Below are 20788 nucleotides of genomic sequence, written 5' to 3'. Positions count from 1 at the left end.
CCTTCGACTGGAGCGGCCGCGCTCCCGCGCCCTGGCCCCCGCAACCGGGCGCAGGGCGCCGCGCCGCTATTCCGCCGCGCGGGGCAGGGCGCCCTTGGCGGCGGCGGCGAAATGGGCCATGGCGGCGGCGACGCCGCCCTTCCGGTGCGGGATGCCGGCGAGCTCCAGCCCCATCTCCACCCCCGCCAGGGCGCCGAGGATGGTGAGGTCGTTGGTGTCGCCCAGATGGCCGATGCGGAACACCTTGCCGGCGAGCCTGGTCAGCCCGGTGCCGAGCGAGATGTCGAACGCCTCCAGCGCCCGGGCGCGGAAGGCGTCGGCGTCGTGCCCGTCCGGCACCAGCACCGCCGTGAGCGAGGAGGAATAATGCTCCGGCACCCGGCACAGCACCTCCAGGCCCCAGGCCTCCACCGCCGCGCGCGTCGCCGCCGCGTGGCGGTCGTGGCGGGCGAACACGTTCTCCAGCCCCTCCTCGTGCAGCATGTCGATGGCGGCGTCGAGCCCGTAGAGCAGGTTGGTGGCCGGCGTGTAGGGGAAGTAGCCGTTGCGGTTGGCGGGCAGCATCTCCTCCCACGACCAGAACAGCTTCGGTAAGCGCGCGGCCCTGGCGGCGGCCAGCGCCTTCTCGCTCACGGCGTTGAAGGACAGGCCCGGCGGCAGCATCAGCCCCTTCTGCGAGCCCGCCACCGTGACGTCGACGCCCCATTCGTCGTGGCGATAGTCGATGGAGGCGAGCGAGGAGATGGTGTCCACCAGCAGCAGCGCCGGATGGTTCGCCTGGTCGATCGCCTTGCGCACCTTGGCGATGGGCGAGACGCAGCCGGTGGAGGTCTCGTTGTGCACCACGCACACCGCCTTGATGGCGTGCGCCTTGTCCTCGGCGAGCGCCGCGCCGATGGCCTCCGGGTCGGCGCCCTGGCGCCAGTCGGAGCCGATGAACACCGGGTCGAGCCCGAGCTTGCCGGCCATGTTGCGCCAGAGCGTGGCGAAATGCCCGGTCTCGTACATCAGCACCCGGTCGCCGGGGGACAGGCAGTTGGCGAGCGCCGCCTCCCACGCGCCCGTGCCCGAGGCGGGATAGATGACAACCGGCGCGCGGGTCTTGAAGATGGTCTTCACATTCTCCAGCACCCGCCGGCCGAGCTTCTGGAACTCCGGCCCGCGATGGTCGAGCACCGGCATGTCCATGGCGCGCAGAATGCGGTCCGGCACCGGGGTCGGGCCGGGGATCTGCAGGAAATGACGGCCCGCGACGCGGGCGGTGTTGGACGGCATGGACGGCCTCCGAATGCGGGGTGGTTCCCTTCTGGCTTGCCAAAATGAATTATGAATGCAAAAAACAGTCAAGAATACTTTTCTGGGGAGCGCTCCGGCGATGGCTGCGACCGTGGCACGGACAATGGCGCCCGGCCTTGAGCGGCGCCTGAAGGCGGAGCTTGCGGGCGAGGTCCTGTTCGACCGCTTCAGCCGGGGACGCTACGCCACCGACGCCTCGGCCTACCAGCAGATGCCCGCCGGTGTCGTCGTGCCGAGGACGCGCGCCGAGGCCGAGCGCGCCGTCGCCATTGCCCTGGAGGAGCTGGTGCCCGTGACCGCCCGCGGCGGCGGCACCTCCCAGTGCGGGCAGACCATCAACACCGGCCTGATCGTCGACTGCTCGCGCCACCTCACCGCCATCCTGGAGCTGGATGTCGCCGGCCGCCGCGCGGTGGTGGAGCCGGGCATCGTGCTCGACGAGCTGAACCGCCAGCTGCGGCCGCACGGCCTGTGGTTCCCGGTGGACGTCTCCACCGCCTCGCGCGCCACCATCGGCGGCATGGTGGGCAACAATTCCTGCGGCGGCCGCTCGCTGCGCTACGGCACCACGCGCGACAACGTGGTCGCCATCGACGCGCTGCTGGCGAGCGGCGCCAAGGCCCGCTTCGGCGCGGTGAAGGGCGACCTCTCGGACCTGCCCGCGACCGCGCCGCTGCGCCCGCTCGCCGAGGCCCTCGCCGCGCTCGGCGTGCGGGAGGCGCACGAGATCGCGGCACGCTTCCCGAAGGTGCAGCGCCGGGTGGGCGGCTACAATCTCGACGCGCTGGTGCCGGCCGCCGAGATCAATCTCGCCCACCTGCTGGTGGGCTCGGAAGGCACGCTCGGCTTCTCCACCGCCATCGAGCTGAAGCTGTGGCCGCTCATGGGCCGGCGGGCGGTGGGGGCGTGCCATTTCGGCTCCTTCCATGCCGCCATGGACGCCGCCCAGCACATCGTGAAGCTCGGCCCCATCGCCGTGGAGCTGGTGGACCGCACGCTGCTGGATCTTGCTTCCGACATCGCCATGTTCCGCCCGACGCTGGAGGCGTTCGTGCGCGGGCGGCCGGAGGCGATCCTGCTGGTGGAGTTCGCCGAGGACGACGCGGAGAACGCCCGCCGCCTGGCGCGCCTCCACGAGCTGATGGGCGACATCGGCCTCGGCTGGGACCAGGCGGGCGCGCATTGGGGCGGGGTGGTGGATGTCATCGAGCCGGGGCTCCAGGCGGCCATCGCCGACCTGCGCACCTCCGGCCTCAACATCATGATGTCCATGAAGGACCAGGGAAAGCCGGTGTCCTTCGTGGAGGATTGCGCGGTGCCGCTGGAGCACCTCGCCGACTACACCGCGCGCCTGACCGACGTGTTCGAGAGGAACGGCACGCGCGGCACCTGGTATGCCCACGCCTCGGTCGGCTGCCTGCACGTGCGCCCGGTGCTGAACCTGCGCCAGGACCTCGACGTGAGGCGCATGCGCGCCATCGCCGAGGAGGCGTTCGCGCTGGTGCGCGCCTACAAGGGCTCGCACTCGGGCGAGCACGGCGACGGCATCGTGCGCTCGGAGTTCCACGAATTCATGTTCGGCGGGCGCCTCGTCGCGGCGTTCGGCGAGGTCAAGCGCGCCTTTGATCCGCGCGGCCTGCTGAACCCTGGCAAGATCGTCGACGCGCCGAGGTTCGACGACCGGACGCTGTTCCGCTACGGGCCGCATTACCACCCCGTCGAGGTGAGGACCCATCTCGACTGGTCCGCCTTTCCCGGCGCCTCCGGCGGGCTCCAGGGCGCGGTGGAGATGTGCAACAACAACGGCGCCTGCCGCAGGCTCTCCGGCGGCACCATGTGCCCCTCCTACCGGGTGACGCGGGACGAGAGGGACGTGACGCGCGGGCGCGCCAACACGCTGCGCCTCGCCCTGTCCGGCCAGCTGGGCGAGGACGCCTTCACTTCCGACGAGATGATGGCGGCGCTGAAGCTGTGCGTCTCCTGCAAGGGCTGCCGCCGCGAGTGCCCGACCGGCGTCGACATGGCGCGCTTCAAGATCGAGGCGCTGGCGGCGCGCGCGGCGCGCTTCGGCCACTCTGTCAGGGACTATCTGGTCGGCTTCCTGCCGCGCTACGCGCCGTTCGCCGCCAGGGTGCCGGCGCTCCTGAACCTGCGCGATGGGGTGCCGGGCCTGGCGAGGCTCGCCGAGCGCATGACGGGATTTGCCGCCGAGCGGGCGCTGCCGCGCTGGCGCCGCGACGTGTTCGACGATGCCGCCTTCGCCTTCGGTCCGGTGGGCGGGCGGCCGGTGATCCTGCTGGCGGACACCTTCAACCGCTATTTCGAGCGCGAGAACCTGGACGCCGCCATCGCCGTGCTCGCCGCCGCCGGCTACCGGGTGGAGATCGCGCGGCCGAAGGACGGCTCCGCCCGCCCGCTGTGCTGCGGGCGCACCTTCCTCTCCATCGGCGCGGTGGAGGAGGCGAAGAAGGAGGCGCGGCGGGTGCTCGACGCGCTCGGCCCGCGGCTGGAGGAAGGGGTGCCGGTGATCGGCCTGGAGCCGAGCTGCCTGCTCTCGTTCCGCGACGAGGTGCCGGCGCTCCTGCCCGGCAAGGCGGCGGACAGGCTCGCCGCCGCCGCGCTGCTGTTCGAGGAGTTCCTCGCCCGCGAGGCCAAAGCCGGCCGGCTCAGGCTCGACCTCGCGCCGGTGGCGCCGCGCGCGCTGCTGCACGGCCACTGCCACCAGAAGAGCTTCGCCGCCATGGGCGCGGTGGAGCAGGCGCTGCGCCTGGTGCCGGGCCTCGCCGTGGAGACGGTGGAGACCAGCTGCTGCGGCATGGCCGGGGCGTTCGGCTACGGCGTGGAGACGGTGGCGGTGTCGAAGGCCATGGGCGAGCTGTCGCTGCTGCCGGCGGTGCGGGCGGCGGACGCGGACACGCTGGTGGTCGCCGACGGCACCTCCTGCCGCCACCAGATCGCCGACGGCACGCCGCATCGCGCGGTGCACGTGGCGCAGGTGCTGGCGCGCGCGGTCGCCGCCGCCAAGGCGCGGCCGGCGCTGAAGGAGGCGGCGGAATAGCCGCGGGGCCCGGCCCGGGCGCGGAATTCGAGGACCGACGGAAAGGCTGCGCTTGCGGGTCCAAGTCGAAACTGCATAATGAATTCAAATGGCGAGAAACGCCGTATCCAAGGAGAGGAAACATGCTCGGGAGACTTGTCTTCGGTAGTGCCCTCACGCTCGGCCTGGCCATGGCGGCCGTCCCGGCCTCGGCGGCCTGGGAGCCGCAGAAATCGGTGGAGATCATCGTCGCGGCCGGCGCTGGCGGCGCCTCCGACCAGATGGCGCGCATGCTCCAGGCGGTGATCCAGAAGCATGAGTTCATCAAGAAGCCGGTGGTGGTGTCGCTGAAGGGCGGCGCCTCCGGGGCCGAGGCGCTCATGGACATGAAGGCCTCCGCCAACGACCCCCACAAGTTCGTCATCGCCTATTCGCTGATCTACACGCTGCCGCTCGCCGCCAAGATCCCCTTCAACTGGCGTGAGCTCAGCCCGGTGGCGATCGTCGCCTTGGATGAGTTCGTGCTGTGGACCAATGCGGAAGGCCCCTACAAGACGGTCAAGGACTTCATCGACGCGGCCAAGGCGGCGAACCCGCCGCTCAAGATCGGCGGCACCGGGTCGAAGCGCGAGGACCACATCATCGTCGCCTTCATGGAGAAGAAGACCGGCGCCAAGTTCGCCTACCTGCCCTACAAGTCGGGCGGTGAGGCGGCGACCCAGCTGGTGGGCAACCACATCGCCGCCAACACCAACAACCCGTCCGAGAACCTCGAAGTGTGGCGCGCCGGCCAGGTGCGGGCGCTGTGCGTGTTCGCCAACGAGCGCATGGGCTACACGGCGAAGGTGACGGCCACCCAGTCCTGGTCCGACATCCCCACCTGCAAGAGCGAGGGGCTGGACGTCTCCTATTCCATGCTGCGCGGCATCTTCCTGCCGCCGGGGGCGAGCGCCGAGCAGATCGCCTGGTACCAGGACCTGTTCAAGAAGATCAGCGCCACGCCCGAGTTCAAGGAATACCTGGAGAAGCAGGCGCTCAAACCGGTGTTCCTGACCGGCGCGGCGATGACCGACTTCCTCGCCAAGGACGAGGCCCTGCACAAGGACCTTATGACCGCCGCGGGCTTCGTCGCCAACTGAACCCGACCCTGGCGGGCCGCGCCCGGTGCGCGCGGCCCGTTCCGTTCCGAGGGGCCTGCCATGAGCCAGGACGAGATCAACGTGACCCAGGGCGCGCCGGACACGGTGCGCATCGCCGAGCCCGATCGTCCGCTCATCGGCTCGCGCCTGGTGGAGGCGGTGGTGATGGCGCTGCTCATCGGCCTCGCCACCGTGCTCGGCTGGGACAATGTGCGCACCGGCATCAGCTGGCAGCCGGACGGGCCGGAGGCGGGATACTTCCCGTTCTACCTTTCCGTCCTGCTCGGCCTCGCCGCGCTCTACGGCCTCGGCGAGACGCTGCTGAAGTCCGCCGCGGGCGAGGCGTTCGTGACCAGGGCCCAGTTCGCCCGCGTGCTCCAGGTGTTCGTGCCCTCGGTGCTGTTCGTTGCCGCGACCCAGTATCTCGGCATCTATGTGGCGAGCTTCGTGCTGGTGGCGGGCTTCATGCGGATCGTCGGCGGCATCTCTTGGTGGAAGTCGCTCGTGACCGCGCTCGTGTTCGCGCTGGTGATCTTCCTGACCTTCGAGGTCGCCTTCAACGTGATCATGCCCAAGGGACCGCTTGAGGCCGCGCTCGGCTTCTGATCCCGCACCGGGCGGCCCTTCGGGCCGCCCGGTCACGAAGATTCAGGTGGCGGCCCTTTGGGCCGCCCGGCCATGAAGATTCAGGCGGCGGCCCTGCGGGTCGCCTCGCCACGACGACGCAAGCATTCGGGGATTTGGGGCATGGAAGCGTTCGACCTGCTGTTCCAGGGCTTCGGCGTGCTGCTGACGCCGGACAAGATCAGCCTGATGATGCTGGGCCTCGTGCTCGGCGTGTTCGTGGGCGTGCTGCCGGGCCTCGGCGGCCCGAACGGGGTCGCGATCCTGCTACCGCTCACCTTCACCATGGACCCGACCTCCGCCATCGTGATGCTGTCCTGCATCTACTGGGGGGCGCTGTTCGGCGGGGCGATCACCTCGATCCTGTTCAACATTCCCGGCGAGGCGTGGAGCGTCGCCACCACATTCGACGGCTATCCCATGGCCCAGCAGGGGAAGGCGGCGGAAGCATTGACCGCGGCCTTCACCTCGTCCTTCATCGGATCGCTGGTGGCGATCCTGCTCATCACCTTCCTGGCGCCGAGCATCGCCAGCTTCGCCCTCAAGTTCGGGCCGCCGGAATTCTTCGCCGTCTACTTCCTCACCTTCTGCTCGTTCGTGGGCCTCGGCCGCGAGAGCCGGCACAAGATCGTCATCTCGCTGTCGCTGGGCTTCCTGCTCGCCGGCATCGGCATGGACACGGTGTCGGGCACGCTGCGCATGACCTTCGGCACCACCGAGCTCTTGCGCGGGGTGAACTTCCTCGTCGCGGTGATCGGCCTGTTCGGGGTCAGCGAGATCCTGCTCACCATGGAGGAGCGCCTCGCCTTGCGCGGCCATGTGGCGAAGATCAGCCCCAAGGTGGTGCTGAAGGTGTGGCTGGACCTGCCGCGCTACTGGCTCACCTTGCTGCGCTCGTCCGTCGTCGGCTGCTGGCTCGGGGTGACGCCGGGCGGGGCGATCGCCGCCTCCTTCATGGGCTACAACCTCGCCAAGCGCTTCTCCCGCAACCCCGAGAGCTTCGGCAAGGGCCGCATCGAGGGCGTGTTCGCGCCCGAGACGGCGGCCCATGCCGCCGGCACCGCCGCGCTCCTGCCCATGCTGGCGCTCGGCATTCCCGGCTCCGGCACCGCGGCGATCCTGCTCGGCGGCCTGATGGTGTGGGGCCTCAATCCCGGCCCGCTGCTGTTCGTGGAGCAGAAGGACTTCGTGTGGGGCCTCATCGCCTCCATGTATCTCGGCAACATCATCGGCCTGTTCCTGGTGCTCTCCACGGTGCCGGTGTTCGCCGCGGTGCTGCGGGTGCCGTTCGCGGCCATCGCGCCGATGATCCTCGTCTCCTGCGCCATCGGCGCCTTCGCCATCCAGAACGCCATGTTCGACGTGTGGATGATGCTGGGCTTCGGCGTGGTGGGCTACGTGTTCAAGAAGATGGACATCCCGCTCGCCCCGCTCACGCTCGCGCTGGTGCTGGGCTCGCGGGCGGAGGATGCGTTCCGCCTCACCATGATCGGCTCGGGCGGCGACTTCCGCGTGTTCTGGTCCAACGGCCTCGTCGGCACCATCATGACGCTGGCGCTGATCATGCTGTTCTGGCCGCTCATCTCCGCGCTGAAGGACCGGCTGATGCCGCGCGGCGCACACCTCCAGGCCCGCTGAGCGGCCATGGACGAGGTCCCCGCCGCCCGCCCGCTGCCCCTGGAAGGGGTGCGGGTGCTCGACGTCAGCCAGGTCATGGCCGGCCCGGTCTGCGCCATGCTGCTGGGCGACCTCGGCGCCGATGTGATCAAGATCGAGCCGCCGGGCACCGGCGACCAGACCCGCTCCGCCATGGGCTTCAAGCTGAAGGGCTCGGACAGCCTCGGCTTCCTCAACATGAACCGCAACAAGCGCTCGGTGGCGCTGAACCTGAAGAGCGAGGCCGGGCGCCGCGCCTTCTATGCGCTCGCCGACGGCGCCGACATCCTGGTGGAGAACTACCGGCCGGGCGTCACCCGCAAGCTCGGCATCGACTACGAGACGCTCGCCGCGCGCAACCCGCAGCTGGTCTACGCCTCCATCTCCGGCTTCGGGCAGTCCGGGCCGTGGGCGGAGCGGCCGGGCTTCGACCTGATGGCGCAGGCCATGTCCGGCGTCATGAGCGTCACCGGCCATCCCGGCATGCCGCCGGTGAAGGCCGGCGTGCCGGTGGCCGACATCGGCTGCGCGCTGTTCGCCACCTATGCCATCCTCTCGGCCTATATCGGCCGCCAGCGCACCGGCATGGGCCAGTTCATCGACGCCAGCCTGTTCGACGCCGCGCTCGCCTTCTCCATCTGGGACGTGTGCGAATACTGGGGCACCGGCGTGGTGCCGGGTCCGGTGGGCACCTCCAACAAGATGAGCGCGCCCTACCAGGCGGTGCGCTCCAAGGACGGCTGGTTCGTCATGGGCGCCACCAACCAGCGCCTGTGGACGCGCCTGTGCGAGGCCATCGGCCGGCCGGAACTGCTCGCCGACCCGCGCTTCGCCGACAATCCGGCGCGCCTCAGGAACCGCGAGGCGCTGATCGCCGCGCTGGAAGAGACCTTCGTCACCCGCAACTCAGAGGAATGGGTTGGGGAATTGCTCGCCATGGGTCTTCCCGCGGGCGCCATGCACACATACCCTGAAGCCTTCGACAGCGAGCACGGGCGGCACAGGGGGATGCGCATGGAGATCGATCACCCGATCGAGGGCAGGGTGCCCAATATCGGCTTTCCGGTGAAGCTCACCGGCACTCCCCAGCAGGTGCGGCGGCATCCCCCGCTGCTCGGCGAGCACACGCGCGAGGTCCTGGCCGAGGCCGGGCTCGACGCGGCGGCGCTCGCGGCGCTGGAGGAGGCCGGCGCGTTCTCGCCGGATGCGGCATGAGCGGCGAGGCAGCAGCCCGCGCGGAGGGAACCACCCGCCTCGCCATCGCCGACGGCGTCGCCCGCATCACCTTCGACCGCCCGGCCGCCCGCAACGCCATGACCTGGCGCATGTATGAGGAGCTGGCCGAGGCCTGCGCCGCCATCGCCGCCGACCCGAGCGTGCGCGTGTGCGTGCTGCGCGGGGCCGGCGGCAAGGCGTTCGTGGCCGGCACCGACATCTCCCAGTTCGACGCCTTCGCCTCCGGCGAGGACGGCATCGCCTACGAGAAGAAGGTGGAGCGCTTCCTCGCCGGCATCGAGCAGCTTTCCGTGCCGACGCTGGCGGTGGTGGAAGGCGTGGCCGCCGGCGGCGGCATGGCGATCGCCAATGCCTGCGACCTGAGGGTGGCGGCGGCGGGCACGCGCTTCGGGGTGCCGATCGCCTCGACGCTGGGAAACTGCCTCTCGGCGGCGAACCTGGCGCGGCTTTCCGCCACCCTGGGGGAGGCCTGGGTGAAGCGCATGCTGCTGCTCGCCGAGATGCCCACCGCCGAGGAGATCGCGCCCACCGGCTATCTCGCCGCGGTGGTGCCGCCCGAGGAGCTGAACGCCAAGGTGCGGGTGCTGTGCGCGGCGCTGAAGAGCCACGCGCCGCTGACCATGGCCGCCACCAGGGCGGCGCTGCTGCGCCTGCGCACCGACCTCACGCCGCGCGACGAGGACCTGGTGCGCGCGGTCTATGGCAGCGCCGACTTCAAGGCCGGGGTGAAGGCCTTCACCCAGAAGCGCAAGGCCGAGTGGGAAGGCCGCTAGGCGGAGGGAAGGGCGGCCGGGCCGGCCGCCGCGCATGTGTCCACCCGTCCACCCGTCCAGCCGTCATGCCCGGGCTTGACCGGGCTTGACCGGGCTTGACCGGGCATCCACGCCACGCCGCTGGAGACGGCGTGGGCGGACACCCTCGGTCCCCGGCTTCGGGCATCGTGCCGGGCCTGTCTCCCGAGGGGCGCCGCGGGCGCCGCGGGCGCGGCGGACGGCGGCGGGGGCTGCGAAGGCGCCCGGCAAAGGCGGGCCTCGGGCAAGTAAGGTTCAAGTAAGAAATGCTTCCTGATCCTTCGGCGCGCAGCTACCGCCGAAGGCGCCGGCGTACCGCTGGCGCGGCGACGGGATGAGATTTTCGCGATCAGGCGCGAATTGGGTTCGACTCTTTGCCATCTCCGTGACAGTCTTCATGTCCACGCGTTGCAGACAAGGAGAGGCACTTCATGTCCATCCAGTCGCACCTTGACGAACTGAAGCGTCGTCACGCGGCCATCCAGCAGGAAATCAACCGGGAGCTTGCCTATCCGGGCTCCGATCCGCTCCGATTGGCGGAACTGAAGCGCAAGAAGCTGGTGCTGAAGGACCAGATCACGCGCACCGCCGCAACGGTCCACTGACCTCCTCAAAACCGGGTATCGATCGGGCGCAGGCTCCGGTCCCTTGCGGGGCTGGCGCATCGCCCGATGTCGCCCGGCCGGAGCACGATCCGGCGCCGGAGCGTGCGCCCCGATCCGCGCGGCGGGCCGGGGCGCTGCGCTATGCCGGCGCCGCATCGTTCAGGAAGAAGCCCACGGAGAGCGCCGCCACCGGCGGCTGCCAGGCGTGGGGGCCGTGATACTCCATGTAGGTCAGGTCGTAGCCCGCCGCCTTCAGCAGGCGCGCATGGGCACGGCCGCTGCGGTCGATGGGGATCTGCGTGTCCTCGATGCCGTGGGAGAGGAAGACCCGCGGCGCCCCCTCCTGCAGGTGCACCGACATGAAGCCGGCGGACGAGACGATGACGTGGGTCACGAACCGCCCGTTGGTGAGCCCGAGCGAGAGCGCGTAGCTGCCGCCGTCTGAATGGCCGGCAAAGGCGATGTGCGCGGGATCGAGCGTGTAGCGGGCGGCGACCTCGGCCAGCGCCTGGTCGAGCCGCTCGCGGTCCGGGCCGTTGCCGGCGATGACGATGTCCCAGGTGGGAAAGAGCGACTGCGGCACCAGCAGCAGGAAGCCGCGCGACACCGCATGCTGCTCCATCATGGGCAGGATCTTCTGCGCGCTGCCGCCGCCGCCGTGGAACAGCACCATCAGCGGGGTGGGGGCGGCCGGGTCGATGCCCTCGGGCACCACCAGCAGCGCGTCGCGCTCGGCGAACAGGCCGAGGTCGTTCCGTCCGGCCGGCAGGGCCGGCCGGGTGCGCGGCGCGTCGGGCGTGAAGGAGAGGCGACCGGCAAGGCCGGGGTCGAGAGCGCCGTCGAGCATCGCGTTTCCCTGGTCGACCGGATACGGAACACCCGATCCATTGCCGCCGCGAGCCGGGACGTCAAGGGCCTGGACGCCATGCCGAGGATTCGCTGCCGGGACTTCCGGGCGGTCCCGCGGCCACAGGCGCCTCAAGCGCCTGCGGTCGTTTCATCCGCCTCCAAAGCGCGGCGCAGGACGACCAGCTGCCGGCGCAGCCCGACCAGCTCGTCCAGGGACAGTCCCGACGCCGCGAACAGGCATCCGGGCACCGTCGCGGCGCGCTCTCGCAGGGCCAGGCCCTGGTCGGTGAGGCGCACCCGCACCACCCGCTCATCCCTGGAATCGCGGGCCCGGACCACATGGCCCATGGCCTCCAGGCGCTTCAGGAGCGGGGTGAGGGTGCTCGATTCGAGCCCCAGCGCCTCGCCGAGCTCCCCCACCGTCCGCTCCCCCTTCTCCCACAGCGCCACCATGGCGAGATACTGCGGATAGGTGAGCCCGAGCGGGTCGAGCAGCGGCTTGTAGAATCGTGTCATGGCATGGCTTGCCGCATAGAGCGCGAAGCACAGGAAGTCGTCGAGCGGGGGGATGGCGGCGGCCCCTTTGGGGCGGTCCGGCGGCTGAGGGTGCGGCATGGCGGAGGGTCCTGTCCGACCCCGCCGTGACGGCGGGAGCGGCATGGTGGATGCGGGCGGGGCCGCGCGGCACCGAAAATAATTATCGCACGATATAATCGCAAGCATTGACACGCGGGTCGCCATCGAATAGAAAAATCGTGTCCGATTAAATCGCTCACGATTATAAACCCGCGAGCGACCCAAGCCAGGAGAAAATCAATGTCCGTCAACGTCCTGTACTCCACCTCCGCCCGCGCCAATGGCGGCCGCGATGGCCGTTCCGCCACCCTCGACGGGGCGCTGGACGTGAAGCTGTCGCGCCCCAAGGAGCTGGGCGGCGCCGGCGCCGAGGGCGTCAATCCCGAGCAGCTGTTCGCCGCCGGCTATGCCGCCTGCTTCCTGAGCGCCATGCAGTTCGTGGCCTCCCAGGGCGGCACCGCCAAGGTGCCGGCGGACGCCACCGTGACCGCCACGGTGGGCATCGGCCCCCGCTCGGAAGGCGGCTTCGGCCTAGAGATCGCCCTCGCGGTGAGCCTGCCCGGCGTCGAGCGCGCCGCCGCCGAGGCGCTGGTGGAGAAGGCGCACCAGGTCTGCCCCTATTCCAACGCCACCCGCGGCAACATCGACGTGAAGCTCTCGGTGGTCTGATCGCGCGGCGCCCCTCCCGACGGAGGGGCGCATGCCCGCGACTTGAAGGACCTCCGGCTTGCCGGCTTGCCGGCTTGAAGGATTGAACACCGCCCCCGGATGCATTCATAATTCCATCGGGCGAAGCAGCCGGCGCACGGGCGCCGCCGCCCGGCGGAGCGTTCGACGGTGTCCGAAGCGGGATTGATCTCACGGCGCAGCCTGCACGACGAGCTCGTGGACCTGCTCCACGGCATGCTGCTGCGGGGCGAGCTGCGCGCCGGCGACAAGATCAACGAGCAGGCGCTGTGCGCGCGCTTCGGCGTCTCCCGCACCCCCTTGCGCGAGGCCTTGAAGGTGCTGGCCTCCTCCGGCCTCGTGGTGCTCTCGCCCAATCGGGGCGCGAGCGTCGCCCGCATCACGCCGCAGGAGGTGGACCAGCTCTTCCCCATCATGGGCGCGCTGGAGGCGCTCGCGGGCGAGATCGCCTGCGCCCGGATCACCGATGCCGGCATCGCCGAGATCCGCCGCATGCACGACGAGATGGTGCGTCATTTCCGCGAGGGCGATCCCGCCGCCTACATGAAGCTCAACCGCGCCATCCACGACGCCTTCTTCGCCGCCGCCGGCAATGCCGAGCTGACCCAGCTCTACCAGACCCTCCTCGTGCGCATCCACGCGGTGCGCTTCACGGCCAAGAAGTCGCCCGAGCGCTGGGCCGAGGCGGTGCGCGACCATGAGGAGATGATGGCGGCGCTGGAGCAGCGCGACGGCCCGCGCCTCGCCGCGGTCCTGAAGGAGCACCTGAAGCACAAGTCGGGCATGGTGCACGAATCGCTCGGCGAGGACGCGCCCGCCGCCGCCGAGTGAGCATGCCGCCCGCACGGCCCGGCGATCCGGTCGCGGCCATCGACACGCCGGCTCTGCTGGTGGACCTCGACGCGCTGGAGGCCAACATCGCCGCCATGGCCGCCTTCGCGCGGCAGGCGGGCCTCGCGCTGCGCCCCCACGCCAAGACCCACAAATGCGTCGAGATCGCCCGCCGCCAGCTGGCCGCCGGCGCGGTGGGCCTGTGCTGCCAGAAGGTCTCGGAGGCCGAGGCGCTGCTGCCGAGCGGGGTCGGCGACCTCCTGGTCTCCAACCACATCGTGGGCGTGGAGAAGCTGGCGCGGCTCGCGGCGCTGGCGCGGCGCGCGCGGGTGACGACGCTCACCGCCGATGCGGCGCACGTCGCCCTGCTCTCGGCGGCGGCCATCGCCCATGGCGTGACCTTCGAGGTGCTGGTGGAGATCGATGCCGGAGACGACCGCATGGGCCTTTGCGCGCAGGATCTCCTGCCGGTGGCGCGGGCGGTGGCGGCCACGCCCGGTCTCGTCTTGCGTGGGCTCCAGGCCTATAGCGGCCCGCTCCAGCATGTGCGCGACGCCGGCGCGCGGGCGGCGGCCGCCGCCGAGACCGCGCGCCGCGCCGCGCGCGCCCGCGCCATCCTCGAGGCGGAAGGGCTGCCGTGCCCGCTCATCACCGGCGGCGGCACCGGCAGCTTCCTGGATGACGGCACGGCTGGCGTGCTCAACGAGATCCAGCCCGGCTCCTACGTCTTCATGGACGCAGACTATGCCCGCAACCGCGACCGGGGCGGCGGGCCCTACAGGCCCTTCGCCCAGAGCCTGTTCGTGCGCACCGCCGTGCTTCGGGCCCGCTCGGACGGCGTGAGCTACGTGGATGCGGGCGCCAAGGCGCTCAATCTCGATTGCGGCATGCCCGAAGTGGCAGGCCGCGGTGACCTTTCATTCACCAAGGCGAGCGACGAGCAGGGGCGGATCGAGGCCGCGGACCCGGCGCTGGCCCCCGCCCTTGGCGAGGCGCTGGACCTCGTTCCTTCCCACTGCGACCCGACCGTGGCGCTCTACGACACAGTGGTCGCCATCCGCCGGGGGCGGGTCGAGGCGCTGTGGCCGGTCGAAGGGCGCGGCGCCCGGACGTAAGCCGTTCCAACGCTTCCCGAAGGGCAAGTAAAGCGTCGGCTGTACTGTTGTCGCCCTCTGAAGTTGTGGGATTACTCGTATGCGCGAGCTCCACAAAATTCCGAAAAGTAAGACAATGTTTAAAGTCCTCGTCGTATTGTGGTCGCAATGGGGCAAGCATGGTTACCTCGCGTTAAATAATCGCCACAGACACGCCGTGTTTGATTTTTCGGGTGTGGCGCTTCGGTTACAGACGCGGGGGGCTGATCTGGTTAGTTATTGCGCCATCGTCGGGGTCGCCTTTGCGGGGCGGGCCGACACCAACAAGAAGGTAACTGTCATGTTCAAGCGTACCCTTCTCGGAGTTTCCGCCCTCGCGCTGATGGCGGCCTCGGCTTCCGCCGCGGATCTCGCGAACCGCTATCCGGTGAAGGCGGCGGTGGTCCCGGTGCAGGTGTTCTCGTGGACCGGCTTCTACATCGGCGGCAACGTGGGCTATGCCTGGGGCAACAGCTCGCTCGACTACACCCCGTTCCTCGGCCCGACCTTCTCCTACGGCCTCGGCAACGCCGACGGCTTCACCGGTGGTCTGCAGGCCGGCTTCAACTACCAGTTCGCGAACAACGTGGTGCTCGGCCTCGAGGCCGACCTCCAGTTCGCCGACATTGGCTCCAACAACCTGCTGATCGGCGGCCCGGTGGGCGGCGCCTTCGCCTCCCAGAGCCTCGACACCTACGGCACCATCCGCGGCCGCATCGGCTACGCCATGGACCGCTTCCTGCCGTACTTCACGGGCGGCGCCGCGTGGGCCAACACCTCCTACACCGGCCCGTTCGGCTGGACCGCGGACAGCACCCACTGGGGCTGGACCGTCGGTGGCGGCCTCGAATACGCCGTCACCAACAACTGGACCGTCAAGGGCGAGTATCAGTATCTCTCCTTCGACGGCGACAGCTTCACCTACCTGAACGGCGACACGGTGAAGACCAACTACGACATGAGCGTCCTGAAGGCCGGCGTGAACTACAAGTTCTGATCGCCTGCAAGGTCCCAGGCTTCAGGGCCCCCGGCATCGCCGGGGGCCCTTTTGCTTTCCGAAGGGTCGGCACACGCCCTCGTGAGCGGTGCCACCACCATGCCACGGCTTTGCCCTTGACCGGCCATCGCCGCGCCGGCTGCGGCTGCCAGCTTGCCCGCCGATCGAACAAGAGGTGGGTCATGAAGCGTGTCGTGCTCGCGGGGGCGGTGCTTTCGGTGCTTTCGGCGGGTCCGGTCCTGGCGGCCGACCTCGGCCGCGCGCCGGCGCCGGTCACGAAGGCACCGGTCGTGGTGCCCGCGCCGGTCTTCTCGTGGACCGGCTTCTATATCGGCGGCAATGCCGGCTATGGCTGGGGCAGCGGCAAGGATACGCTGGACCTCGCCGGGATCAATCCCTCCGGCTGGTCGGCCGGCGGCCAGGTGGGCTTCAACTACCAGTTCGCGAACAATGTGGTCGCCGGCATCGAGGCCGACCTCCAGGGCGGCGACATCTCGGCCTCCACCGGCGGCCTGTCCAGCAGCCTCGACATGCTCGGCACCGTGCGCGGCCGCCTCGGCTACGCCTTCGGACGCGTGCTGCCCTATGTCACCGGCGGCCTCGCTTATGGCAACAACAGCGTCGACAATTTCGGCTGGAGCCAGTCCCAGACCCATGTGGGCTGGACCGCGGGCGCCGGCATCGAATACGCGCTGACCGACCACTGGACCGCCAAGGCCGAGTATCTCTACACCGACCTCGGCTCGAAATATTACGACAATATCGGCGCCGACGCGGGCGTGACCGCCCAGACCGGAAAGATCGGCATCAACTACAAGTTCTGATCCGCCGAAACGTTGCGGGGGGAGGGGGCCGGTTCCGGAAGGGGCCGGCCTTTTCTCCGTTGGAGCACCGGCCGAATCGGCCTGCCGCCCATCGACACGGCGGCGCCGGCGCGGCATAGCGACAGGAATGTCGCTCCTCGTCCGTACCTCGCTCGTCTCGGCCGCGACGCTCGGCTCGCGCGTGCTCGGCTTCGTGCGCGACGCCGCCACCGCCGCCGTTCTCGGCGCGGGTCCGGTGGCGGACGCCCTGGTCGCGGCGCTGGCGCTGCCGCTGCTGGCCCGGCGCCTCTTGGCGGAAGGCGCGTTCAACCTCGCCTTCATCCCCGCCTTGGCGCAGGCGGAGGAGCGCGGCGACGGCGTCGGCGCGGGGCGTGGCCTCGCCAAGGCCGCCTTCGTGCTCCTCTCCGGCGCCCTGCTGGTCGCGGCGGTGCTGGCGGCGCTGTTCATGCGCCAGGTGATCGGCCTGCTGGCGCCCGGCTTCGAGGCCGGCGGCGCGCGCGCCGAGGTGGCGGTGCTGTGCGGGCGCGTCGCCGTGCTCTATCTGCCGCTGTCGGCCATGGCGGCCGTCTTCGGCGGCATCGCCAACCGGGCGCACCGGGTGCTCCTGCCGGCGCTCGCGCCCATGGCGGCCAACCTGACCGTGCTGGCGGTGATCGCGGCGCTGCTCGTCGAAGGGCTGATGGAGAGCGACACCGCCGCCTTCGCCATCGCCGTGGCGACGGTGGCGGCCGGCCTCGCCCAGCTGGCGCTGATGATGGCTTCCGCGCGCGGCTGCCCGCCGGCCCGCTTCCTCGGCGCCACGGCGGACTGGCGCGGCGGGCTCGCGGTGCTGCGGGCGGCCTCGCCGGCGCTGCTGTTCGCGGGCATGAGCCAGTTCCGCCTCATCATCATCATCGCCCTGGTCTCCGCCGTCCCCGGCGCGGTGGCGGCGCTCAACTACGCGCAGCGGCTGATGGATTTGCCGCTTGGCCTCGTGGGTGCGAGCGCGGGCGCGGTGCTGCTGCCGGCGCTGGTGCGCGAGAAGGGCGAAGGGGCATCGGCCGGCAGGGCGCTGGTGGCGGCGCTCGCCTTCGCCCTGCCGGCGGCGGCGGGTCTTGCCGTGCTCGCCGAGCCCATTGTCGTCACCCTGTTCCAGCGCGGCAGCTTCGATGCCGGGGATGCGCGGGCGACGGCGCTGTTCCTCGCCGTGCTCGCGCTCTCGCTGCCGCTCCAGGGGCTGGAGCGCATCCTCGCCGCCGCCGCCTCGGCGGCGGGCCTCGTGGGTGCGGCGGAAGGGATCGCGCTGCTCTCGCTCGCCGTGTGCCTGGGCGCCGGGGCGGCGCTCGGCGCGGCGTTCGGGCCGGCGGGAGCGGCGGGCGGCGCGGCGGTCTCTGCGGGCTGCTCCATTCTTGCCCTGGGCGCGCTCCTGGCCCGGCGCGGGGCGCTGCAGCTTGACCCGGCTCTGTTTCCCGCGGCGGCCGGCATCGCCGGCGCGACGCTCGCCATGGCGCTCGCTGTCCATCTCGGTGCCGCTGCCTGGCCGGCGCCCGAAGGCGCGGGCCTTGCGGCCGCCTTGCGGCTGGGCGCGCTCATCGGCGCGGGGGCGCTCGTCTACGGCGCCTGCCTGCTGCCGCTGCGCGCGCTCCTGAAGCGGCGCGCGAACGCCTGAGCCCCCAAGGCGCGACCGCGCCGGCCTTGCGCCCGGCGCCACCGGCGTTCTATGACGCGCCACGCCCGGACGGGGCGAACGGTTTTGAGGCGGTGTGCCGCCATCGAGGAGGTCGCCATGGCGGCGGTGGTTGAGCGGGTGTTCTCCGGCGTGCAGCCCACGGGCAACCTGCACCTCGGCAATTATCTCGGCGCCATCAAGCGCTTCGTGGAGCTGCAGAAGACCCACGACTGCATCTATTGCGTGGTGGACCTGCACGCCATCACGGTCTGGCAGGACCCCGAGGAGCTGCGTCGCCACATCCGCGAGGTGACGGCCGCCTTCATCGCCTGCGGCATCGATCCCAAGGCGCACATCGTGTTCAACCAGAGCCAGGTCTCCGGCCATGCGGAGCTGGCCTGGATCTTCAACTGCGTCGCCCGCATGGGCTGGCTGAACCGCATGACGCAGTTCAAGGAGAAGGCCGGCAAGGACCGCGAGAATGCGTCCGTGGGCCTGTTCGCCTATCCGGACCTGATGGCCGCCGACATCCTGCTCTACCGCGCCACCCATGTGCCGGTGGGCGAGGACCAGAAGCAGCATCTGGAATTGACGCGCGACATCGCCATGAAGTTCAACAATGACTTCTCGGCCTCGATCGCCGCCAACGGCCATGCGGACGGCTACTTTCCGCTGACCGAGCCGCTGATCGCCGGCCCCGCGACCCGTGTCATGAGCCTGCGTGACGGCGCGAAGAAGATGTCGAAGTCGGACCCTTCCGATTTCTCCCGCATCAACCTCACCGACGACGCCGACGCCATCGCCACCAAGGTGCGCCGGGCCAAGACCGATCCCGAGCCGCTGCCCTCCGAGGAGGAGGGCCTGAAGGGCCGGCCCGAGGCGGACAACCTGGTCGGCATCTTCGCCGCGCTCGCCGACAGTTCGAAGAGCGCGGTGCTGGCGGACTACGGCAACGCTCAGTTCTCCACCTTCAAGGGCGCGCTGGTGGACCTCGCGGTTGCCAAGCTCGGCCCCATCGGCGCCGAGATGCAGCGCCTGATGGGCGACCTCTCCGCCATCGACGCCATCCTTGCCGACGGCGCCGGCCGCGCGCGGGTGATCGCCGACGAGACGATCCGGCAGGTGAAGGATATCGTGGGTCTCGTGCGGTCCTGATCTTTCCGCTGGAGGCGGGCATGGACGACGACGCCTTCACCGACGCGGAGCGCGCCGCGGTCTATCGCTGCATCGAAAGCCGCCGCGACGTGCGCCGGGAGTTCCTGCCCGACGCGATCCCGGACGCCGTGGTCGCGCGCCTGCTCGCCGCCGGCCATGCGGCGCCCTCGGTGGGCTTCCTCCAGCCCTGGAACTTCCTCCTGGTGCGGCAGGCGGAAACCAAACGGGCGCTCCATGCCGCCTTCACCCGCGCCAATGCCGAGGCGGCGGCGCTGTTCGAGGGCGAGCGGGCGGACCTCTACCGGTCGCTGAAGCTCGAAGGGCTGCTGGAGGCGCCGCTGCTCCTGTGCGTCACCTGCGAGCGGAGCCGCGCCGGTCCGGTGGTGCTGGGGCGCACCCACCAGAGCGAGGTGGATGTCTACTCCACCGTCTGCGCGGTGCAGAACATCTGGCTCGCGGCGCGGGCGGAGAATCTCGGCGTCGGCTGGGTGTCGATCCTTTCGCTCGGGGATCTCAGGGCGATCCTCGGCATTCCGGAGCACATCCTGCCGGTGGCGTTGTTGTGCGTCGGCCGGGTCTCCGGTTTCGCCGGCACGCCGGACCTGGAGCGCGCCGGCTGGCGCGAGCGGCTGGCGCTCGACACGCTGGTGTTCGCCGAGCGCTTCGGCACGCCCTGGCGGCCCGGGCCATGAGCGCCGGCGAAATCGGGTGGGCGGTGATTGCCGGCTCTGCTGGAATGCGCCAAGCTCGCTTGAAGGGAGATGCCCTGTGCTGGCGCTCGATGCCCCGTTTCCGTCCTCGCCGACCGCGCGCCGCCCCATGACGGCGAACCCCGCGACGCAGCTGGAGATCGCCGCCAGCGACTACGCCGTGGTGCGCCAGGCCGTGGCGTACATCTCGCTTCACGTGCGCCGCCAGCCGGAGGTGGAGGAGATCGCCCGCGCCGCCGGCGTTTCCCCGCGCGCCCTCACGGACCTGTTCCGCCGCTGGTGCGGCCTCACCCCCAAGGCGTTCCTCCAGGCGGTGACGCTGGACCGCGCCCGGCGCGTCGTCGCCGAGAGCTCCAACGTGCTCGACGCGGCGCTGGAGCTGGGCCTGTCCGGCCCCGGGCGGCTGCACGATCTGTTCGTGGTGCACGAGGCCATGTCGCCGGGCGAGTGGAAGACCGGGGGCGCCGGGCTCCTGATCCGCTACGGTTTCCATCCCTCGCCTTTCGGCATGGCGCTCGCCATGGCGACGCCGCGCGGCCTGTGCGGCCTCGCCTTCGCCGACGCGGGGGAGGAGGCGGCCGCGCTCGACGACATGCGCGCGCGTTGGCCCAACGCCGCCTTCGTCGAGGACCCCGCCGCCACCGCGCCGCTGGTGGCGCGCATATTCTCGGCCCAGGCGTGCCGGGACGACCAGCCGCTGCGCATCGTCTTCATCGGCACCGATTTCGAGATCAGGGTGTGGGAGACGCTGCTGCGCATCCCCATGGGCCGCGCCACCACCTATTCGTCCATAGCCGAGCACGTCGGCAGCCCCAAGGCGGCGCGGGCGGTGGGCGCGGCGGTGGGCAAGAACCCGATCTCCTTCGTGGTCCCCTGCCACCGGGTGCTGGGCAAGAGCGGCGACCTCACCGGCTATCACTGGGGCCTCACCCGCAAGCGCGCCATACTGGGCTGGGAAGCCGGCAAGGTGGCGCCGAAGGCGGGGTGAGGGGAG

General features: G+C 70.6%; 19 protein-coding genes. 16 read left to right on the top strand and 3 right to left on the bottom strand.

What is annotated here, in order from left to right; genetic code table 11:
• Positions 1–66: 66 nt before the first annotated feature.
• Positions 67–1275 carry a pyridoxal-phosphate-dependent aminotransferase family protein gene (locus V5F67_RS20735; RefSeq protein ID WP_394017908.1) on the bottom strand — a complete coding sequence of 403 codons (1209 nt, stop codon included), beginning with the start codon at positions 1273–1275 and terminating at the stop codon, positions 67–69.
• A gap of 100 nt (positions 1276–1375) precedes the next feature.
• Here V5F67_RS20735 and V5F67_RS20730 point away from each other — a divergent pair, with 100 nt between their 5' ends.
• The 7 genes from V5F67_RS20730 to V5F67_RS20700 all read left to right on the top strand — a co-directional run bounded on the left by V5F67_RS20730 (position 1376) and on the right by V5F67_RS20700 (position 10384).
• Complete coding sequence (locus V5F67_RS20730; RefSeq protein ID WP_394017907.1) at positions 1376–4354, top strand: FAD-binding and (Fe-S)-binding domain-containing protein; 2979 nt, start codon at positions 1376–1378, stop codon at positions 4352–4354.
• 122 nt (positions 4355–4476) lie between these two features.
• Positions 4477–5472 carry a Bug family tripartite tricarboxylate transporter substrate binding protein gene (locus V5F67_RS20725; protein WP_394017906.1) on the top strand — a complete coding sequence of 332 codons (996 nt, stop codon included), beginning with the start codon at positions 4477–4479 and terminating at the stop codon, positions 5470–5472.
• A 60-nt stretch (positions 5473–5532) separates the two neighbouring features.
• Positions 5533–6078, top strand: coding sequence for a tripartite tricarboxylate transporter TctB family protein (locus V5F67_RS20720; RefSeq protein WP_394017905.1), 546 nt, complete (start codon positions 5533–5535; stop codon positions 6076–6078).
• Between the two features lie 141 nt (positions 6079–6219).
• Complete coding sequence (locus V5F67_RS20715) at positions 6220–7734, top strand: tripartite tricarboxylate transporter permease (RefSeq protein WP_394017904.1); 1515 nt, start codon at positions 6220–6222, stop codon at positions 7732–7734.
• Between the two features lie 6 nt (positions 7735–7740).
• Positions 7741–8967, top strand: a complete 1227-nt coding sequence (locus V5F67_RS20710) for a CaiB/BaiF CoA transferase family protein (RefSeq protein ID WP_394017903.1) — start codon at positions 7741–7743, stop codon at positions 8965–8967.
• Complete coding sequence (locus V5F67_RS20705; protein WP_394017902.1) at positions 8964–9761, top strand: enoyl-CoA hydratase; 798 nt, start codon at positions 8964–8966, stop codon at positions 9759–9761. The genes V5F67_RS20710 and V5F67_RS20705 overlap by 4 nt, the downstream gene beginning before the upstream one ends.
• Positions 9762–10210: 449 nt before the next feature.
• Positions 10211–10384: a YdcH family protein gene (locus tag V5F67_RS20700; protein ID WP_394017901.1), complete on the top strand. Its 174-nt coding sequence runs from the start codon at positions 10211–10213 to the stop codon at positions 10382–10384.
• Between the two features lie 139 nt (positions 10385–10523).
• Here the strand turns inward: V5F67_RS20700 and V5F67_RS20695 are convergent, their stop codons facing one another.
• Together V5F67_RS20695 and V5F67_RS20690 are read right to left on the bottom strand one after the other, a co-directional pair.
• On the bottom strand, positions 10524–11231 hold the full coding sequence (locus tag V5F67_RS20695) for an alpha/beta hydrolase (protein WP_394017900.1): 708 nt from the start codon (positions 11229–11231) through the stop codon (positions 10524–10526).
• A gap of 131 nt (positions 11232–11362) precedes the next feature.
• Positions 11363–11848 (bottom strand): MarR family winged helix-turn-helix transcriptional regulator, encoded by a 486-nt coding sequence (locus V5F67_RS20690; protein ID WP_394017899.1) that lies wholly within the window; start codon positions 11846–11848, stop codon positions 11363–11365.
• Between the two features lie 201 nt (positions 11849–12049).
• On the opposite strand from V5F67_RS20690, the gene V5F67_RS20685 reads away from it, so the two are divergent.
• The 9 genes from V5F67_RS20685 to V5F67_RS20645 all read left to right on the top strand — a co-directional run bounded on the left by V5F67_RS20685 (position 12050) and on the right by V5F67_RS20645 (position 20782).
• Positions 12050–12478 carry an organic hydroperoxide resistance protein gene (locus tag V5F67_RS20685; protein ID WP_394017898.1) on the top strand — a complete coding sequence of 143 codons (429 nt, stop codon included), beginning with the start codon at positions 12050–12052 and terminating at the stop codon, positions 12476–12478.
• A gap of 183 nt (positions 12479–12661) precedes the next feature.
• Positions 12662–13327 carry a GntR family transcriptional regulator gene (locus V5F67_RS20680; protein WP_394017897.1) on the top strand — a complete coding sequence of 222 codons (666 nt, stop codon included), beginning with the start codon at positions 12662–12664 and terminating at the stop codon, positions 13325–13327.
• A 2-nt stretch (positions 13328–13329) separates the two neighbouring features.
• Positions 13330–14442, top strand: coding sequence for an alanine racemase (locus tag V5F67_RS20675; protein WP_394017896.1), 1113 nt, complete (start codon positions 13330–13332; stop codon positions 14440–14442).
• 319 nt (positions 14443–14761) lie between these two features.
• Positions 14762–15457, top strand: a complete 696-nt coding sequence (locus V5F67_RS20670; protein ID WP_394017895.1) for an outer membrane protein — start codon at positions 14762–14764, stop codon at positions 15455–15457.
• A gap of 182 nt (positions 15458–15639) precedes the next feature.
• Positions 15640–16281, top strand: coding sequence for an outer membrane protein (locus V5F67_RS20665; RefSeq protein ID WP_394017894.1), 642 nt, complete (start codon positions 15640–15642; stop codon positions 16279–16281).
• Between the two features lie 127 nt (positions 16282–16408).
• Positions 16409–17929, top strand: a complete 1521-nt coding sequence (locus V5F67_RS20660) for a lipid II flippase MurJ (protein ID WP_394017893.1) — start codon at positions 16409–16411, stop codon at positions 17927–17929.
• Between the two features lie 117 nt (positions 17930–18046).
• Positions 18047–19084 (top strand): tryptophan--tRNA ligase, encoded by a 1038-nt coding sequence (gene trpS, locus V5F67_RS20655; RefSeq protein WP_394017892.1) that lies wholly within the window; start codon positions 18047–18049, stop codon positions 19082–19084.
• A 20-nt stretch (positions 19085–19104) separates the two neighbouring features.
• Entirely contained in the window at positions 19105–19776 is a 672-nt protein-coding gene (gene bluB, locus V5F67_RS20650) for a 5,6-dimethylbenzimidazole synthase (RefSeq protein WP_394017891.1), read from the top strand.
• 127 nt (positions 19777–19903) lie between these two features.
• Positions 19904–20782, top strand: a complete 879-nt coding sequence (locus V5F67_RS20645; protein ID WP_394018248.1) for a methylated-DNA--[protein]-cysteine S-methyltransferase — start codon at positions 19904–19906, stop codon at positions 20780–20782.
• Positions 20783–20788: the final 6 nt, after the last annotated feature.

The organism is Xanthobacter pseudotagetidis (assembly GCF_043194795.2).
In the GTDB taxonomy this organism is placed as follows: domain Bacteria; phylum Pseudomonadota; class Alphaproteobacteria; order Rhizobiales; family Xanthobacteraceae; genus Xanthobacter; species Xanthobacter tagetidis_A.
The sequence above is the reverse complement of the archived record's forward strand: the minus strand, read 5'-3'. Positions and strand labels throughout refer to the sequence as shown.

Coding starts and splice junctions, on each gene's coding strand:
- V5F67_RS20735 (WP_394017908.1), bottom strand. CDS start 1,275: ATGCCGTCCAACACCGCCCGCGTCGCGGGCCGTCATTTCCTGCAGATC.
- V5F67_RS20730 (WP_394017907.1), top strand. CDS start 1,376: ATGGCTGCGACCGTGGCACGGACAATGGCGCCCGGCCTTGAGCGGCGC.
- V5F67_RS20725 (WP_394017906.1), top strand. CDS start 4,477: ATGCTCGGGAGACTTGTCTTCGGTAGTGCCCTCACGCTCGGCCTGGCC.
- V5F67_RS20720 (WP_394017905.1), top strand. CDS start 5,533: ATGAGCCAGGACGAGATCAACGTGACCCAGGGCGCGCCGGACACGGTG.
- V5F67_RS20715 (WP_394017904.1), top strand. CDS start 6,220: ATGGAAGCGTTCGACCTGCTGTTCCAGGGCTTCGGCGTGCTGCTGACG.
- V5F67_RS20710 (WP_394017903.1), top strand. CDS start 7,741: ATGGACGAGGTCCCCGCCGCCCGCCCGCTGCCCCTGGAAGGGGTGCGG.
- V5F67_RS20705 (WP_394017902.1), top strand. CDS start 8,964: ATGAGCGGCGAGGCAGCAGCCCGCGCGGAGGGAACCACCCGCCTCGCC.
- V5F67_RS20700 (WP_394017901.1), top strand. CDS start 10,211: ATGTCCATCCAGTCGCACCTTGACGAACTGAAGCGTCGTCACGCGGCC.
- V5F67_RS20695 (WP_394017900.1), bottom strand. CDS start 11,231: ATGCTCGACGGCGCTCTCGACCCCGGCCTTGCCGGTCGCCTCTCCTTC.
- V5F67_RS20690 (WP_394017899.1), bottom strand. CDS start 11,848: ATGCCGCACCCTCAGCCGCCGGACCGCCCCAAAGGGGCCGCCGCCATC.
- V5F67_RS20685 (WP_394017898.1), top strand. CDS start 12,050: ATGTCCGTCAACGTCCTGTACTCCACCTCCGCCCGCGCCAATGGCGGC.
- V5F67_RS20675 (WP_394017896.1), top strand. CDS start 13,330: ATGCCGCCCGCACGGCCCGGCGATCCGGTCGCGGCCATCGACACGCCG.
- V5F67_RS20670 (WP_394017895.1), top strand. CDS start 14,762: ATGTTCAAGCGTACCCTTCTCGGAGTTTCCGCCCTCGCGCTGATGGCG.
- V5F67_RS20665 (WP_394017894.1), top strand. CDS start 15,640: ATGAAGCGTGTCGTGCTCGCGGGGGCGGTGCTTTCGGTGCTTTCGGCG.
- V5F67_RS20660 (WP_394017893.1), top strand. CDS start 16,409: ATGTCGCTCCTCGTCCGTACCTCGCTCGTCTCGGCCGCGACGCTCGGC.
- trpS (WP_394017892.1), top strand. CDS start 18,047: ATGGCGGCGGTGGTTGAGCGGGTGTTCTCCGGCGTGCAGCCCACGGGC.
- bluB (WP_394017891.1), top strand. CDS start 19,105: ATGGACGACGACGCCTTCACCGACGCGGAGCGCGCCGCGGTCTATCGC.
- V5F67_RS20645 (WP_394018248.1), top strand. CDS start 19,904: ATGACGGCGAACCCCGCGACGCAGCTGGAGATCGCCGCCAGCGACTAC.